Source organism: Oscillibacter sp. MSJ-31, assembly GCF_018918025.1.
GTDB lineage: Bacteria > Bacillota > Clostridia > Oscillospirales > Oscillospiraceae > Hominicoprocola.
Window position 1 is genome coordinate 332,229 of sequence record NZ_JAHLPT010000001.1, and the last position, 13,309, is coordinate 345,537.

Consider the following 13,309-nt stretch of genomic DNA (forward strand, 5'->3'; position numbering starts at 1 on the left):
CCGCGCCCATCACCCCATAAAGACCTCGTCCGGCATCTCCGTGATCGCGGAGATGCCGCCGCTTTTTTCGGTGGAGCGTCCGGCGACGCGGCAGGCAAATTCCGCGATGCCGCGCAGCTCCGCCTCATCCAGCGCTGCGGGAGCCTTGCCGCTTTGGAGCAGCCTCCACACCGCGCAGCCGCCGAAAATATCGCCCGCGCCCGTGGTGTCCGTGACTGTCAGGCCCTTGAGACCGTCCACATGGCCCTGCGCCCTCAGGCTTGCAAACTCGCAGCCGTCCGCGCCGCAGGTCACAAAGACGAGCTGCGTGCCGAACCGCTCCCGAATGTACGCCGCGCCCTCGCGCGGTGAAAGGCCGAAGAGGAATTTCACCTCGTTGTCGCTGAGCTTCACAACGTCGGCCTGCCTGAGTCCCCAGAGCATCTGCTCCCGCGCGCCGTCAGGGCTTCTCCAGAGCGGCGGGCGCAGATTGGGGTCGAAGGTGATGAGCTTCCCTCGTTCCTTTGCAAAGGCGACAGCACGCTGCGTCGCACCGCGCGCAGGCTCGTCGGTCAGAGAAAGTGTTCCGAAATGGAACGCTTTTGTTTTTTCGATGAGCGAGAGGTCCAATTCCTCAGCGCGGAGCTGCGTGTCCGCGCCCGGCTTGCGGGCAAAGGAAAAGGAGCGCTCGCCGCGCGCGTCGAGCGTCACGAATGCCAGCGTCGTGAAAGCATCCTCCGCCACGACAACGCCGCGCGCATCCACGCCGACCTCGTGCAGCGTCCCGGTGAGCATCGTGCCGAAGGCGTCCGCGCCCACCTTGCTCAAAAGCGCTGTCCTGCCGCCGAGCCGCGCGATGGCCGCGAGGAAATTGGCGGGCGCACCGCCGGGATGCGCCGCCATGAGCGGATAGCCGTCCGCTCCCGTCCCCTGCGCCGTAAAGTCAATGAGCAGCTCACCGAGCGCAACAACGTCGTACTCCGTCCGCGTCATCCTCTGCCCTCCCCGCGCTCGCACAGCAAATGCAGCGCCTCCAGATAGCCCGGCAGCCCGTGCCCGCGGATGGTCGCGATGCAGGCCGCGCGGATGTAGGACACATGGCGGAAATCCTCGCGGCTGTCCGGGTCGGAAACGTGGACCTCCACCGTCGGGATGCCGACCGCCTTCACCGCGTCAAGCAGCGCGACGCTCGTGTGCGTATAGGCGGCGGGGTTGATGATCATGCCGTCCACCCGGTCGAAGTACGCCTGCTGAATGGCGTCCACCAGCGCGCCCTCGTGGTTGGACTGGAAGAACGAGACCTCCGCGCCCAGCCGTTCCGCCTCGCCCGCGATCATGCTCTTCAGGTCCTCGTAGGTCGCATGACCGTAAATTTCCGGCTGACGGATGCCAAGCATATTCATGTTGGGGCCGTTAATGACCAGAATTTTCACAAAAATCCCTCCAGATCGCCTGCGCGGTCTGCTCGACCGTGCCGCTGTTGTCGATCGCGGCGTCGCGGAACCGTTCGTAGAGCGGCGCGCGCTCCGCCCACATCGCCGCAAGGTCCGCCCCCTGCGAGAGCGGACGGCCGTCGGTCGGCAGCAACTCCAGCGGACGCAGAAGCTGATAGATGCGGCCATTCTGGTGGAGCGCGGCGTAATTCTCCGGTGTTTTCACCACGCCGCCGCCCGTGAGCAAAAGCTTCCCGCTCAGCGCGCCGCACTCCGCCGTCGCCTCACGCTCGAGTGCGCGGAAGGCGGCTTCTCCTCCCTTGGCGAAGATCTCGGGAATGGAGCAGCCTGCCTTCTCCGCGATGCGCGCGTCGATGTCGATGGCCTCGCGGCCCGTCAGCGCGGCGAGCGCCGCGCCGACCGTGGACTTGCCGCTGCCCGGCATCCCGATGAGCACGAGATTCGTCATTTCCCGCCGCAGCTGCGCGAGGATGCGCTCGTTCTCACGGTCGGCGATGTGCCTGTCAAAGAAGTGTTCCTCCGCCGCCTTGGCCTGCGCCACCAGCATCGGAAGGCCGTCCGAGCTTGGAATGCCCAACTCCTCCGCCTGCAGCAGCAGCGCCGTGCGGCGGGGATTGTAGATCAGATCGAGCACGCCCGCGCAGGCGGGAAAGGCGGTCAGATCGACCGCCGCCGCGCCGTTGTTCGGATACATCCCGACCGGCGTGGTGTTGACGATCCGCTCCGCGTCCGCGTGACGGCCGAGGTTCGTATAGTTGTTCTCTCCCGAGCGGGAGATGACGACCACCTCGCGCGCGCCGAGCTTTTTCGCGCACGCGGCCGCCGTGCGCGATGCACCGCCGCTGCCGAGCACAAGCGTCTTCTTCCCCGCAAAGCCGATGCCCGCGCGCTGCGCCATGAAGCAGAAGCCCGCGGCGTCGGTGTTATAGCCATAGAGCTTTCCGTCCGCGCGGCGCACGAGCGTGTTGACGCTGCCGATGGCCTCCGCCATCGGGTCGAGCACATCGCAGTACGCTATCACGTCGCGCTTGTAGGGAATGGTGACGTTCAGCCCGCCGATTTCCTCCCGCGCGAGGAACGCGCCCAGCTCCTCCGGCTCCAGCTCGATGAGGCGATAGTCCGCACAGCCGAGCGCGGCGTGAATGGGCGCCGACCAGCTGTGACCGAGCTTTCGTCCCAGAAGTCCGTAAACCTTCTCCCCCATCGTTCACACCTCGGCGTAATTTCCGAGGAATACAAACTCCGCGCAGCTGCGCTCCATTTCCTCGAGCATGGCAAGCACGCTCGGGTCCTGCACGCTTGCCTCCAGCTCAAGGAAGAACACAAACTCAAAATCGCTCCCCGCGACGGGGCAGGATTCGAGCTTGGTCATGTTGATGTCCAGCGCCGCGAGCTTGGAGAGGATCTCATAGAGCGCGCCGGGCTTATTCTCGAACGAAAGGATAAGGCTGATGCGGTTTGCGCCGGCGTAGATGACGGGGTCCTTCGCCACGCAGAAAAAGCGGGTGTAATTATTCTCGCTGTCCTGAATTTTGTCGCTCACACATTCAAGGCCGTAAAGCGCGGCGCAGGGATGTGAGGAGATGGCGGCCGCGTGGCGGCTGCCGCTCTCGGCGACCAGCTTCGCCGCCTCCGCCGTGTTGCCGCAGGGGATCACCCGCACGCCGGAAAGGCTGCTGAGGAACCTGCTGCATTGACCGATGGCCTGCTGATGGGAGTAGATCTCTGTAATGTCCTCCAGCTTTACACCGGGCATGGCCAAAAGCTCATGGCGGATGCAGAGTCTCGTGGAGCGCACCACGGAGAGCTGATGCTGCTGAAGCAGCGAGTAGACCGCGCGCACCGAGCCGTTGGAGCTGTTTTCAATGGGCAGCACGCCGAATTTGCACAGGCCGGACTCCACCGCGGACACCACCGCGTCAAAGGTCTTGACATACAGGATGCTGCCGCGCGGCAGCAGGCGGTCGCAGGCGACCTGCGAGTTCGCGCCCTCCACGCCCTGACAGGCGACAAGACCCGTCTGTGGGAAGACCGGGCCGCCCGCGGCGAGGGACTTTTCCACCCGCTCAGCCACTCTGGTCGGCAGGTCCACCAGCTCCGCCTGCCGCGAGCGCGCCAGCTCAAAGAGCGTGGAGTAGAGGTGATAGGCGTAGCGCTCCTTGTCACCGGCCTTGGCTGTTACCTTGGCAAGAATTTCGCGCTCGCGCTGCTTGTTCAGAATGGGCAGATGGTGCTCGTTCTTGTAGGCCGCGACCTCCTCGGCCAGCTCCATACGCTCAAGAAAGAGCTTCAAGAGCTGATCGTCCACGGCGTCGATGCGGGTGCGGATCTCAGAAAGTTCCATGATGTTCCTCCAACAGTAAGTCTAAGAGCACGCAGGCCGTCACCGCCTCAACGACGGGCACGGCGCGGTGCGCGATGCAGGGGTCGTGACGGCCCCGGATGGTCAGCTCGGTGTTTTCCATCCGCGCGAGCGAGACCGTTTTCTGCGGTCTGCCGATGGACGGCGTCGGCTTGATGCCGACGCGCAGCGTGAGCGGCATACCGGTGGTGATGCCGCCGAGGATGCCGCCGGCGCGATTCGTCTCCGTGACGATGCGGCCGTCCTCCACGCGGAAGGCGTCGTTGTTTTCGCTTCCGCGCAGGCGCGAAGCGCCGAAGCCTGCGCCGAACTCCACGCCCTTGACGGCGGGGATGCCGAACAGCGCCGAGGCAAGGCGGTTTTCCATGCCGTCGAACATTGGGTCGCCGAGACCGGCAGGCAGCCCGATGGCGGCACATTCCACGATGCCGCCGACGGAATCCTGCGCCTCACGCGCCGACAAAATAAGACGCTGCATCCGCTCGCCCGCCGCGTCGGAAATGGTCGGGAACGGCTTCGCCGCCACGGCGCGGAACAGCTCGTCGGTCGGGTAGAGCGGGAAGGCTTCGTCGTCCTCCGCTCCCACGGCGGCAAGGTGCGCGCCGACAAATACGCCGTGCCGCGCAAGGATCTGCTTGGCGATGCCGCCGGCGATGCACAGCGGCGCCGTCAGGCGGCCGGAAAAATGCCCGCCGCCGCGCATATCCGCCTGCCCGCCCCATTTCACCCACGCGGTATAATCGGCGTGCGAGGGGCGCGGCTTGTCGGCAAGCTCCGTGTAGTCCGAGGAGTGCTGGTCGCTGTTGTAAATGACCGCGCACAGCGGCGAGCCGCAGGTCACGCCGTCGCGCAGACCGGAGAGGAATTCCGGCGCGTCGGCTTCCTTCCGCGCGGTCGAAAGCGGGCTTTTTCCCGGCCTGCGCCGATCCAGAAAGGCCTGCAGCTCCGCAAGATCAATGCGCTCGCCCGCAGGCAGGCCGTCGACGGTCACGCCGATCGCGGCTCCGTGGGACTGTCCGAACACGCCGACGCGCAGCGTTCTTCCGAATTCAGAGGACATCGAAGCTACCTCCCAGTCGTTTGTATTCCTCCCAGAAGGAGGGATAGGATTTCCGCACCGCCTCCGCGCCTGTAACGGTGACCGGAGCCGCCGCGGCGGTCGCGGCGACTGCCGCCGCCATCACGATGCGATGATCGTTCGCGCCGTCCACCGTGCCGCCGGAAAAGGCCGGCACGCCGCGGACAGTCAAGCTGTCCGCCGTCTCCTCTGCCGGAACGCCGAGCGCACGCAGCAGCGCAGCGGTCGTCGACAGGCGGTCGCTCTCCTTCATCCGAAGGCGGGCGGCGTTGACAAAGTACGTCGTCCCCTCCCGCCGCGCGGCCATCACCGCCAGCGGCGGCAGCAGGTCGGGGCAGTCGGACACATCCACGCTCTGCTCCCCCGCCGCCTTGAACCGCTCAAGCAGGTCTTTTACAACGCGGTCGCCCTGTGCGGAGTTTTCGTTCAGCCCACACACCTCCACGCCATTTCCAAGAAAACGCGCCGCGTACCAGAAGCCCGCCTGCGACCAGTCGGCCTCCACCGCCGCGTCAAAGGAGCGGTAGACCGACGGCGGCACGGCAAAGCGTTCCGCGTCTCCGTCTATCTTCACGCCGGCCCGCGCGAGCGCGTCGCGCGTCATGGCGACATAGTCGCGGCTCTCGAGCCGCGTGGTCGATACCAGCGTCGAGCCGCCGCCGAGCAGCGGCAGCGCGAAAAGCAGCCCCGTGAAAAACTGGCTCGAGACGTTGCCCGCCAGCCGGTACTCCCCCGGCGTCAGCGTACCGCGCACGGTAAGCGCACCGGCGGTCTGTTCATAGGAAATGCCTTTTTCGTCAAAGAGGTCAAAATACGGCTTCTGCGGGCGCTCCATCAGCCGCCCGCGGCCGGTGAACACGCCCCCGCCCGCGGCCGCCAGCGCGATGGGAATGAGAAAGCGCAGCGTCGAGCCGGACTCGCCGCAGTCAAAGCGCGGAAGCTCTGTAAAGGGTTTTCTCTTGCCGCCGATGCCGGTCACGTGGAGGGTCCCTTCGTCTGCCTGCTCCCAGCTTGCGCCGAGCGCCGCCATGCAGCGCAGCGTCGCCTCGATGTCCTGCGAGAGCGCGACATTCTGGACCGTGCTCACACCGTCCGCGAGCGCAGCGGCCAGCAGCAGGCGGTGCGCCATCGACTTGCTCGGCGGCGGCGTGACCGCGCCCGCGAGGGCGTGCGGTCGGATGCGAATATCCATCCTCATCCCCCCAGTCCGGCGGCGATGATGGGCAGAAGCTCCGTCACCGGGATCCTTTTCAGCTCGCAATCGCCGATGGCCTTCGGTACAACGATGGTGATGCTGTCCCCGCTGCGCTTTTTGTCCGCCAGCGCGGCTTTCGCCAGCGCCTCGGCGGGATAGTCCGTGCCGGTCGGCAGGCCGTTCTTCTCCAGACACGCCGCGATGCGCGCGGACACCCCCGGCTCGGCCCAGCCGAGCCGTTCGGAGGCGCGCGCCATGACGGCAAGACCCGCCGCGACCGCGTGGCCGTGCGGAATGGCATAGCCGCTGCATTTTTCGATGGCATGACCGACGGTGTGGCCGAGGTTCAGCTTGCGCCGCTCGCCCTGCTCCTTCTCGTCGCGCTCGACCACGCCCGCCTTGTAGCGGATGCAGCGGGCAATGATCTCGGCGGGCGCGTCGGTAAGTGTGCCGTCCTCAAAGAGAGAGAACAGCGTCTCGCCGCTCAGCACGCCGGTCTTGATGGCCTCCGCCGCGCCGTCGGCAAAGACGGCGGCGGGCAGGGATCTCAGACAGTCCGTGTCGCACAGCACGGCAGCGGGCTGTAAAAACGCGCCCGCAAGGTTTTTCCCCGCCGCAAGGTCGATGGCCGTCTTGCCGCCGACGGAGGAATCCACGGTGGAGAGCAGCGTGGTCGGCAGCTGCACATAGCGGATGCCGCGCAGGTACGAGGCCGCAGCGAAGCCCGCCATGTCGCCGGTCACGCCGCCGCCGAGCGCCGCCACGCAGTCCGTGCGCGTGAGCTGAGACTCGGCCAGAAACTCCAGAATGGCGGAGAGCGTCGTGAAATTCTTATGCGCCTCCCCCGCCGGGAACACATAAGAGCAGACGGCAAAGCCCGCATCGCGCAGACTCGCGCAAACCGTTTCAAGATAAAGCGGAGCCACATTGCTGTCGGCGGCGACCGCGATGCGGCAGCCGCCCAGCACGGTCTTCAGCCGTGCGCCGCACTCCCGCAGCAGTCCCACGCCGATGGTGACCTCGTAGGTCGGCGCGGTATGGACTTCAATGGTCTGAACAGAGGACATAGCTCTTCCCTCCCCGGTCGATCTTCGTTGATTTTTCAGTTGCCGCCCGCGGTGGCCTTCTTCTCGCGGCCGTCGCGCAGCAGCGCGCGCAGGCGCTCGGCGTCCTTGCTTTTCAGCGCGTCGGCATACTCCTGCAAATGTCCGATGAGGATATCCAGCTCGTCCGTCAGATAGTCCGCGTCGTCCAGAAACAGCTCCGTCCACATATTCTCGTCGAGCCGCGCCACGCGCGTCATATCCTGAAAGCTGCCGGCGGAGAAGCCGCGGCGCTTCTGCGCCTCGGGCGACTTGACGTAGGCGCTCGAGACGATGTGCGCGAGCTGCGAGGTAAAGGCGATGATGCGGTCATGCTCCTCGGGATCGGAGAAGGTCAGGCTCGCAAAGCCGATATCGAGGAAAAACGCCTTGAGCGTTTCAAGCAGCTGCATATCCGTGCGCTTGTCCGGCGTAAGGATCATGGACGCACCCACATACAGGCTGTCCGTCGCGGCGGTAAAGCCGCCGCGCTCACGGCCCGCCATCGGGTGTCCGCCGATGTAGGCAAAGCCGTACTGCTCGGCGACAGGCGCGAGCTCGCGCACCACCGCGCGCTTCACACCGCACAGGTCCACAAGGATCGCGCCCCGGCGGATTCCCTCCGCGTGCTCCTTCACCCATTTTACCGCCGCGGCGGGACGGATGGCGACCAGCACAAGGTCGCAATCCTTCAAATTTTCCGCCGTCAGCGGCGCGTCGATGGCGCCGCACATACGCGCCATCATCATGGTCTCCTGATCGAGATCGCAGCCGAACACGGTGTGCGCGGTGCGCGCCTTGATGCTCTTGGCCATCGAGCCTCCGATGAGGCCGAGGCCGACAATGCCGACTGTCATAGTCTTACTCCTCTATCGTCTTGACAAATTCCTTCAGTCGAAGCAGCTTCTTTGCCAGCGCGTCGAACTGCTCGGGCTTCAGGGACTGCGGGCCGTCGCACAGCGCGTGTGCGGGGTCGTTGTGGACCTCGATGAGCAGGCCGTCGCAGCCAGTCGCCACCGCGCCCATCGCCAGCGGGTCGACCAGCCAGCTCTTGCCGGTGGCGTGGCTGGGGTCGACGATGATGGGCAGGTGCGTCAGCTTGCGCAGCACGGGGATCGCCGCAAGATCGAGCGTATTGCGGGTGTAGGTCTCAAAGGTGCGCACGCCGCGCTCGCAGAGAATGACGTTCTCGTTGCCGCCGGCCATGACGTACTCCGCGCTCATCAGCCATTCCTCGTAGGTCGCGGACATACCGCGCTTGATCATCACGGGCTTTTCCTGACGGCCCACGGCCTTCAAAAGGTCGAAGTTCTGCATATTGCGTGCGCCGATCTGAATGACGTCCACATTCTTGAAGAGCGGAAGCTGGCTGAGGTCCATCAGCTCGGTGACGATGGGCAGCCCCGTCTCCTCCTTGGCGATCTCGAGGTAGCGCAGGCCGACCTCGCCGAGGCCCTGGAAGGAATAGGGCGAGGTGCGGGGCTTGAACGCGCCGCCGCGCAGCATCGTCGCGCCGCTGGCCTTGACCGCCTTCGCGATGGCGACCACCTGCTCCTCGGATTCCACCGAGCAGGGGCCGGCCATAAGCGTGAGGTTGCCGCCGCCGATCTGCGTATTGCCGACCTTGACGACGGTATCCTCGGGATGGAACTTGCGGTTGGCGTTCTTATACGGCTCCTGCACACGCTTGACGTCCTCGACGATGTCCAGCGCGGAAATGAGATCGGCGTCTATCTTCGAGGTGTCGCCCACCAGGCCGAGGAGCATATTGCCCTCGCCGATGCTGGTGTGAATGATGATGCCCTTTTCCTGCAGCCATGTGATCAGGCTCTGCAGCTGCTCGGGATTCGGATTGTGCTTGAGTACGACGATCATGGTAAAATTCCTCCTTAAGCGATGAAAAAAACCGCAGCCGGTCCGGCTGCGGTTCGTCATGCATTTACGGTCATTCCGACAAAGGATCCGTTCTTACACGCGCTTGCTTTCAGCCAAACCAGAATAAGCCTTACCCATAAAATAGGTAAAGCTAAAGTAGCGGTATTCAGCACTGCGGTTCATTACGGTCATAGTCTGTGCTCCTCTCGGAAGCCTTGATGTATGCAGTATAACAGCTTAAAGTGCAAAAGGGAATCGGCATTTTCACCAAATCCGTAAAATTTGCCGATTTTCCTTCCGCCGAAACAGCCAAACTGCGCTCCGGTCTCCCGCCTGCCGCAGCCGCTCCACCGTGGATCGCCTTTTCTTCGCACCACCCATCGAACACCGGGATCAAAACGTCCCTCGCGGAAGCCGCTTCCCGCCCGCGCCGTCCGAGCGGCTTTGCCGCTGAAACGCAGGTCAAAAACAGCCCGCGGCACCAAAATGAAAAAAATGGCAGATGTCAAGAAGAAATTGGACAGTTGAAGAAAAATAAATGATTTTGTAACACAGAAAAGCGCACCGTGCGGATCTGATCGACGCTGCAGCGTGACCTGGTTGTGTTACAAAGTGCCTTTATCACAAAGAAAGAAGCTCCTGTAAAGCGGCTTTCGCGGCATAAGGCCCAGTCTGCGGACTGGACTTATTCCACGGTCCGCTTGACAGGGCTTTTTCTTTGCGCTCATGGTAAGCAACGAAGCGCGAGCGAGCTCCGCGCTTCGCACACTACACATCTTGGGAGGGCAACTATGGCAACAAAGAACAATATCCGCAGCATCCGATTCAGCGACGAGCTGGCCGAGCTGATCGACCGGCAGGTCGGAGATACCTTCACGCAGAAGTTTGAGAACCTCGTCACCAAATGCGTGTGGGAGCTGCCGAAAAAGGAAGAGCATCTGAAAGCCATTGAAGAGAAGATCGCAAAGGAGCGGGAACGACTTTACAGCTTACAGAAAGCAACGGAACAGCTTCGGCAGTTGGAGAACGATCTAAAAACCACACAGCAGTATTTCAAATACGTCGAGCGGCGGGCAAAGGCCATTGCCGAAGCGGCAGAAGAAGAAACGTAACACAAGATACCCGGCTGCACCAGCTGGCTGCGGCGTCAGAATGTGTTACAATAGGAAAAATCATTCCCTGCGGGTCCTCCCGCGGGGAACTGTTTCAGATCAAACGCTTTTATTCAGGGATAACTTGGAGGGCTATGATGAAAAAGCAGTGCTACATGACCGCGGGAGAGCGGCACCAGCTGGAAGCCATGCGGAGGAATAAGATACCGATTGCGGAGATTGCGCGGCAGCTGAACCGAAGCCGACAGACGATTTACAACGAGCTTCGGCGCGGAAGCTATCTACATACGGTCGATTATCGGGATGTTGTGCGCTACTCTGCCGACAAGGGCCAGGCGATCCGCGAGCTGGCGTCAAAGTGCAAAGGCCGCAGGATCAAGACGGAGAATGACACCAACTATATGGACTTCCTCGAATACATGATCTTAAAGGGAAAGTATTCTCCTGCGGCGGCGTTGGCCGAGGCCAGAGCGGTAGGCTACACCACGACGATCTGTGTAACGACGCTGTATAGCTACATATCGAAGCGTAGATTCCCAAAGCTCCGCGACATGGACTTGCTGGAAAAGGTCAGCCGGAGACGCCGGAAGAAGAGTGAAGAACCGAGGATCGCGCACAAGGATTACCCCAGCATTGAGATCAGACCCGAGCATATCGGCCAGCGGTCAGAGGGCGGGCATTGGGAGATGGACTTAGTCGTGGGCTGCCGTGGCTCCAAGGCTGTGCTGCTCACGCTGACCGAGCGCCGGAGCCGACAGGAGATCATTATGAAGCTGCCGGATCGGAGAGCGGAGACGATCCGCAGGGCCATCGACCGGCTGGAGCGCAGAACGCCGCAGTTCCGGCAGAAGTTCCGCAGCATCACCACAGACAACGGCAGCGAATTTCTGCAATATGAGCAGCTGATCCGGAGCGTCCGGGGCGGAACACGGTTTCATATCTACTACTGTCACAGCTATGCGGCATGGGAGAAAGGAAGCAACGAGAATCATAACCGCATGATCCGGAGATTCTTTCCCAAGGGAACGAATTTCGACAAGGTGAAGCCCTCGGAGGTCAGAGCGGTGCAGGATTGGATGAATCACTACCCGCGAAAAATATTGGGATGGAAACGGCCATGTGAGATTGCGTAACACAAAATCTCGTCCGGAGATCTTCAGCTGCGAGATCTGCTGTGTTACGAAAGAGCGGCGGGGCCCGTGCGATTCCGCATCGGTCCCCCGCCGCTTATTTACTCGATCCCAAGCACAGGGATCTTGCGCAGGATCCACATGACGCCCGCATAGATATGCTCAAAGTTGACCACCAGCACCACCAGTGGCAAGAGAATCTTGACCAGCGGCAGCGGGACGAAAAAGCCGATCAGTGAACAGTTATCAAAAACAAGGTCAAAGAAATTGCCGAGAGCAGAAACAACGGCCTGCGGCATATCCGGCAGAACATCGAGGATATTCAGAACAGCGTTCAACACCTGAACGCCGAGATCTCCTAACGCTTCAACCAACATTAGTTCCGCTGCACCTCCTTGAGCTTTTTATAGCACAAATGCAGAAACGCCACGACAAGCATACCGGAAACAACGGTCTTATAGATCATGTAAACCGTCTGCATCTGAGCGCTGCTGACCGCCGACTTCAAATTATATTCACCGGCTGAAATAATGGTCTTATTCTGCCATTCGACCGCATCCCATCGCAAAACAGGCTCCTGCTCTTCAAGTGTAGCCACAGTGCCGACAAAATCAGCAAGGACGGTAAACGGATAGGTCAGCAAGCCCATACGCCCCTGATATGTCGCTGTAATATCTGCGACAAACTCCGCAGCATAGCCCTCACGGGGAACGAAAAGCGCCTTGATCTTCTCGGCAATGGCAGCGGGCAGAGCCGTGATTGCATCAATGATGCTTTGCAGCCAGCCCCAAAGCGTGGTGAAGAAAGCGCCTATCTTCTCCGCAATGGCGGCAGGGATGCCCTTGATGCTCTCCCAAATATTGGCGAGCGTTCCGGGCAACTCTTTGATTTTCTCGAAGATTTGCGGAATATATGGCAGATAGGGCTTTGCATCCTCGTCCGTGCCGGTATTGCCGCCTGACTCCGTACCGGCAAGGTCGAGCGTAGGAGCTAAGGTATTGGCCTGAAGCTGGGCGAGAATCTGCTGCAATAAGCCCTCAATGGTCGTGGCCGTGCCGTCACCGACATCGGACAAGGTAGGGTTTGCAGCTTCCTCCCCCTCGGCAGGTAAGTCAATGGTGGGATTTTTATAGTAAGACGGAGCAAATACGGAAAGGCGGGAAAAAGACGACTCAGCACCCGTACCAGTAAAAACAATATCAATTCCGCCAAAACGCTTAACTTTAAAGCCGTCAACAGTGTCCCAATATTCCACAAACAAACCATACTTTATTTTTCCGTTTACATAAGGAGCAACATAGACCTTGCCGTCCACAAACTTAGAAACAGAAGAAGATCTTGTCAACGACCACTCACTGGAAGAAGCCGAAGAATAAGACCAAAAATTACCAGATGCATCAAGATATGCTTTTGCCCAAGAAGTATTGGAAAAGCCAAAAATCAAAGATTCATCCCTTGTGCTCGGCAAATCATAGATATTAAAAACAGGTGTACCTAAGCTATAAACCGAACTACTTGTATATGAAGAAAGAGCAAACGGAATTTCACCATCAAGCAGATACCCCAAGCTCGAATCATAATGCATTTGATAAAACTTTACACTTTCCACGGTCGAGACCGGAACGGAATCACCACCGGCAGTTACGCCTGTGTTAGAAGTAAGCCAAGTTGTAAACTCTGCAAATTTCCGAGCGATGGCGCGAGGAATCGCCAGCTTGCCCCCTGAAAAGGACAAAGCACCCAAAAGAGCGCTTGTATCCTCGAAGCCGAGCCATGCGGCAAAAGAGGAAGCGGCATTTTCGGCAGATTCGTTGAACTCGTTCCATTTGTCGGTCAGGCCCTGCGCCAATTCACTGCTGGTCATGCCGTTATTGGAGAAGATAAGGCCGCAGCCACCAGCAAAGGCCGAGAGCAAAGCGCCAATGACCACGGCATCATCCACGCCGGCAAGGGCCTCGGCTTGTGGCGGACGATAGGCGAACACGCCGAGGGTGAGGGTGAAGCAGAGGGCAAGAGCTATGTATCTGTTTGTATTCTTCATG

Annotated in this window: 14 protein-coding genes; 3 read left to right on the forward strand and 11 right to left on the reverse strand. The window is 61.1% G+C overall.

Translation table 11 applies throughout. The annotated features are described in order from the left end of the window. Window positions 1–9: 9 nt before the first annotated feature. From KQI17_RS01455 to aroF, 9 genes are read right to left on the reverse strand one after another with little or no spacing between them, the layout of a single operon-like run. Window positions 10–972, reverse strand: coding sequence for a carbohydrate kinase (locus KQI17_RS01455; RefSeq protein WP_216494444.1), 963 nt, complete (start codon window positions 970–972; stop codon window positions 10–12). Further along, a complete protein-coding gene (gene aroQ / locus KQI17_RS01460; protein ID WP_216494445.1) occupies window positions 969–1,412 on the reverse strand; it encodes a type II 3-dehydroquinate dehydratase in 444 nt (147 codons plus the stop codon). Before aroQ ends, KQI17_RS01455 begins: the two co-directional genes overlap by 4 nt. Continuing rightward, the gene (locus KQI17_RS01465; protein WP_216494446.1) at window positions 1,393–2,637 is read right to left on the reverse strand and encodes a shikimate kinase; all 1,245 of its coding nucleotides are present in this window, start codon (window positions 2,635–2,637) and stop codon (window positions 1,393–1,395) included. The genes aroQ and KQI17_RS01465 overlap by 20 nt, the downstream gene beginning before the upstream one ends. A 3-nt stretch (window positions 2,638–2,640) precedes the next feature. Then, complete coding sequence (locus KQI17_RS01470; RefSeq protein WP_216494448.1) at window positions 2,641–3,777, reverse strand: bifunctional chorismate mutase/prephenate dehydratase; 1,137 nt, start codon at window positions 3,775–3,777, stop codon at window positions 2,641–2,643. Beyond that, a complete protein-coding gene (gene aroC, locus KQI17_RS01475; RefSeq protein ID WP_216494450.1) occupies window positions 3,764–4,855 on the reverse strand; it encodes a chorismate synthase in 1,092 nt (363 codons plus the stop codon). The genes KQI17_RS01470 and aroC overlap by 14 nt, the downstream gene beginning before the upstream one ends. Then, entirely contained in the window at window positions 4,845–6,065 is a 1,221-nt protein-coding gene (aroA, locus tag KQI17_RS01480) for a 3-phosphoshikimate 1-carboxyvinyltransferase (RefSeq protein WP_216494452.1), read from the reverse strand. Before aroA ends, aroC begins: the two co-directional genes overlap by 11 nt. Before the next feature lie 2 nt (window positions 6,066–6,067). Further along, complete coding sequence (gene aroB, locus KQI17_RS01485; protein WP_216494454.1) at window positions 6,068–7,135, reverse strand: 3-dehydroquinate synthase; 1,068 nt, start codon at window positions 7,133–7,135, stop codon at window positions 6,068–6,070. A gap of 35 nt (window positions 7,136–7,170) precedes the next feature. Continuing rightward, on the reverse strand, window positions 7,171–8,007 hold the full coding sequence (locus KQI17_RS01490) for a prephenate dehydrogenase/arogenate dehydrogenase family protein (RefSeq protein ID WP_216494455.1): 837 nt from the start codon (window positions 8,005–8,007) through the stop codon (window positions 7,171–7,173). A gap of 4 nt (window positions 8,008–8,011) precedes the next feature. Next, window positions 8,012–9,025 (reverse strand): 3-deoxy-7-phosphoheptulonate synthase, encoded by a 1,014-nt coding sequence (aroF, locus tag KQI17_RS01495; protein ID WP_022018061.1) that lies wholly within the window; start codon window positions 9,023–9,025, stop codon window positions 8,012–8,014. A gap of 242 nt (window positions 9,026–9,267) precedes the next feature. Between aroF and KQI17_RS01500 the strand changes: the two genes are divergently transcribed. The 3 genes from KQI17_RS01500 (at window position 9,268) to KQI17_RS01510 (ending at window position 11,270) form a co-directional block, all read left to right on the forward strand. Next, a complete protein-coding gene (locus KQI17_RS01500; RefSeq protein ID WP_216494457.1) occupies window positions 9,268–9,567 on the forward strand; it encodes a hypothetical protein in 300 nt (99 codons plus the stop codon). A gap of 249 nt (window positions 9,568–9,816) precedes the next feature. Next, window positions 9,817–10,137 carry a hypothetical protein gene (locus KQI17_RS01505; RefSeq protein WP_216494458.1) on the forward strand — a complete coding sequence of 107 codons (321 nt, stop codon included), beginning with the start codon at window positions 9,817–9,819 and terminating at the stop codon, window positions 10,135–10,137. A 137-nt stretch (window positions 10,138–10,274) separates the two neighbouring features. Next, window positions 10,275–11,270, forward strand: a complete 996-nt coding sequence (locus KQI17_RS01510) for an IS30 family transposase (protein ID WP_216494459.1) — start codon at window positions 10,275–10,277, stop codon at window positions 11,268–11,270. Window positions 11,271–11,368: 98 nt separating this feature from the next. On the opposite strand, the gene KQI17_RS01515 is transcribed toward KQI17_RS01510, so the two are convergent. Both KQI17_RS01515 and KQI17_RS01520 read right to left on the reverse strand, forming a co-directional pair. Next, window positions 11,369–11,644, reverse strand: a complete 276-nt coding sequence (locus KQI17_RS01515; protein ID WP_216494460.1) for a hypothetical protein — start codon at window positions 11,642–11,644, stop codon at window positions 11,369–11,371. Beyond that, the gene (locus KQI17_RS01520) at window positions 11,644–13,308 is read right to left on the reverse strand and encodes a hypothetical protein (RefSeq protein WP_216494462.1); all 1,665 of its coding nucleotides are present in this window, start codon (window positions 13,306–13,308) and stop codon (window positions 11,644–11,646) included. Before KQI17_RS01520 ends, KQI17_RS01515 begins: the two co-directional genes overlap by 1 nt. Window position 13,309 lies beyond the last annotated feature (1 nt).

What these genes read in the sequence shown, in the direction of transcription:
- KQI17_RS01465 (WP_216494446.1), bottom strand. Translation starts at nt 2,637, where the DNA reads ATGGGGGAGAAGGTTTACGGACTTCTGGGACGAAAGCTCGGTCACAGC.
- KQI17_RS01505 (WP_216494458.1), top strand. Translation starts at nt 9,817, where the DNA reads ATGGCAACAAAGAACAATATCCGCAGCATCCGATTCAGCGACGAGCTG.
- KQI17_RS01510 (WP_216494459.1), top strand. Translation starts at nt 10,275, where the DNA reads ATGAAAAAGCAGTGCTACATGACCGCGGGAGAGCGGCACCAGCTGGAA.
- aroC (WP_216494450.1), bottom strand. Translation starts at nt 4,855, where the DNA reads ATGTCCTCTGAATTCGGAAGAACGCTGCGCGTCGGCGTGTTCGGACAG.
- aroF (WP_022018061.1), bottom strand. Translation starts at nt 9,025, where the DNA reads ATGATCGTCGTACTCAAGCACAATCCGAATCCCGAGCAGCTGCAGAGC.
- aroA (WP_216494452.1), bottom strand. Translation starts at nt 6,065, where the DNA reads ATGGATATTCGCATCCGACCGCACGCCCTCGCGGGCGCGGTCACGCCG.
- aroB (WP_216494454.1), bottom strand. Translation starts at nt 7,135, where the DNA reads ATGTCCTCTGTTCAGACCATTGAAGTCCATACCGCGCCGACCTACGAG.
- KQI17_RS01520 (WP_216494462.1), bottom strand. Translation starts at nt 13,308, where the DNA reads ATGAAGAATACAAACAGATACATAGCTCTTGCCCTCTGCTTCACCCTC.
- KQI17_RS01515 (WP_216494460.1), bottom strand. Translation starts at nt 11,644, where the DNA reads ATGTTGGTTGAAGCGTTAGGAGATCTCGGCGTTCAGGTGTTGAACGCT.
- KQI17_RS01490 (WP_216494455.1), bottom strand. Translation starts at nt 8,007, where the DNA reads ATGACAGTCGGCATTGTCGGCCTCGGCCTCATCGGAGGCTCGATGGCC.
- KQI17_RS01470 (WP_216494448.1), bottom strand. Translation starts at nt 3,777, where the DNA reads ATGGAACTTTCTGAGATCCGCACCCGCATCGACGCCGTGGACGATCAG.
- KQI17_RS01455 (WP_216494444.1), bottom strand. Translation starts at nt 972, where the DNA reads ATGACGCGGACGGAGTACGACGTTGTTGCGCTCGGTGAGCTGCTCATT.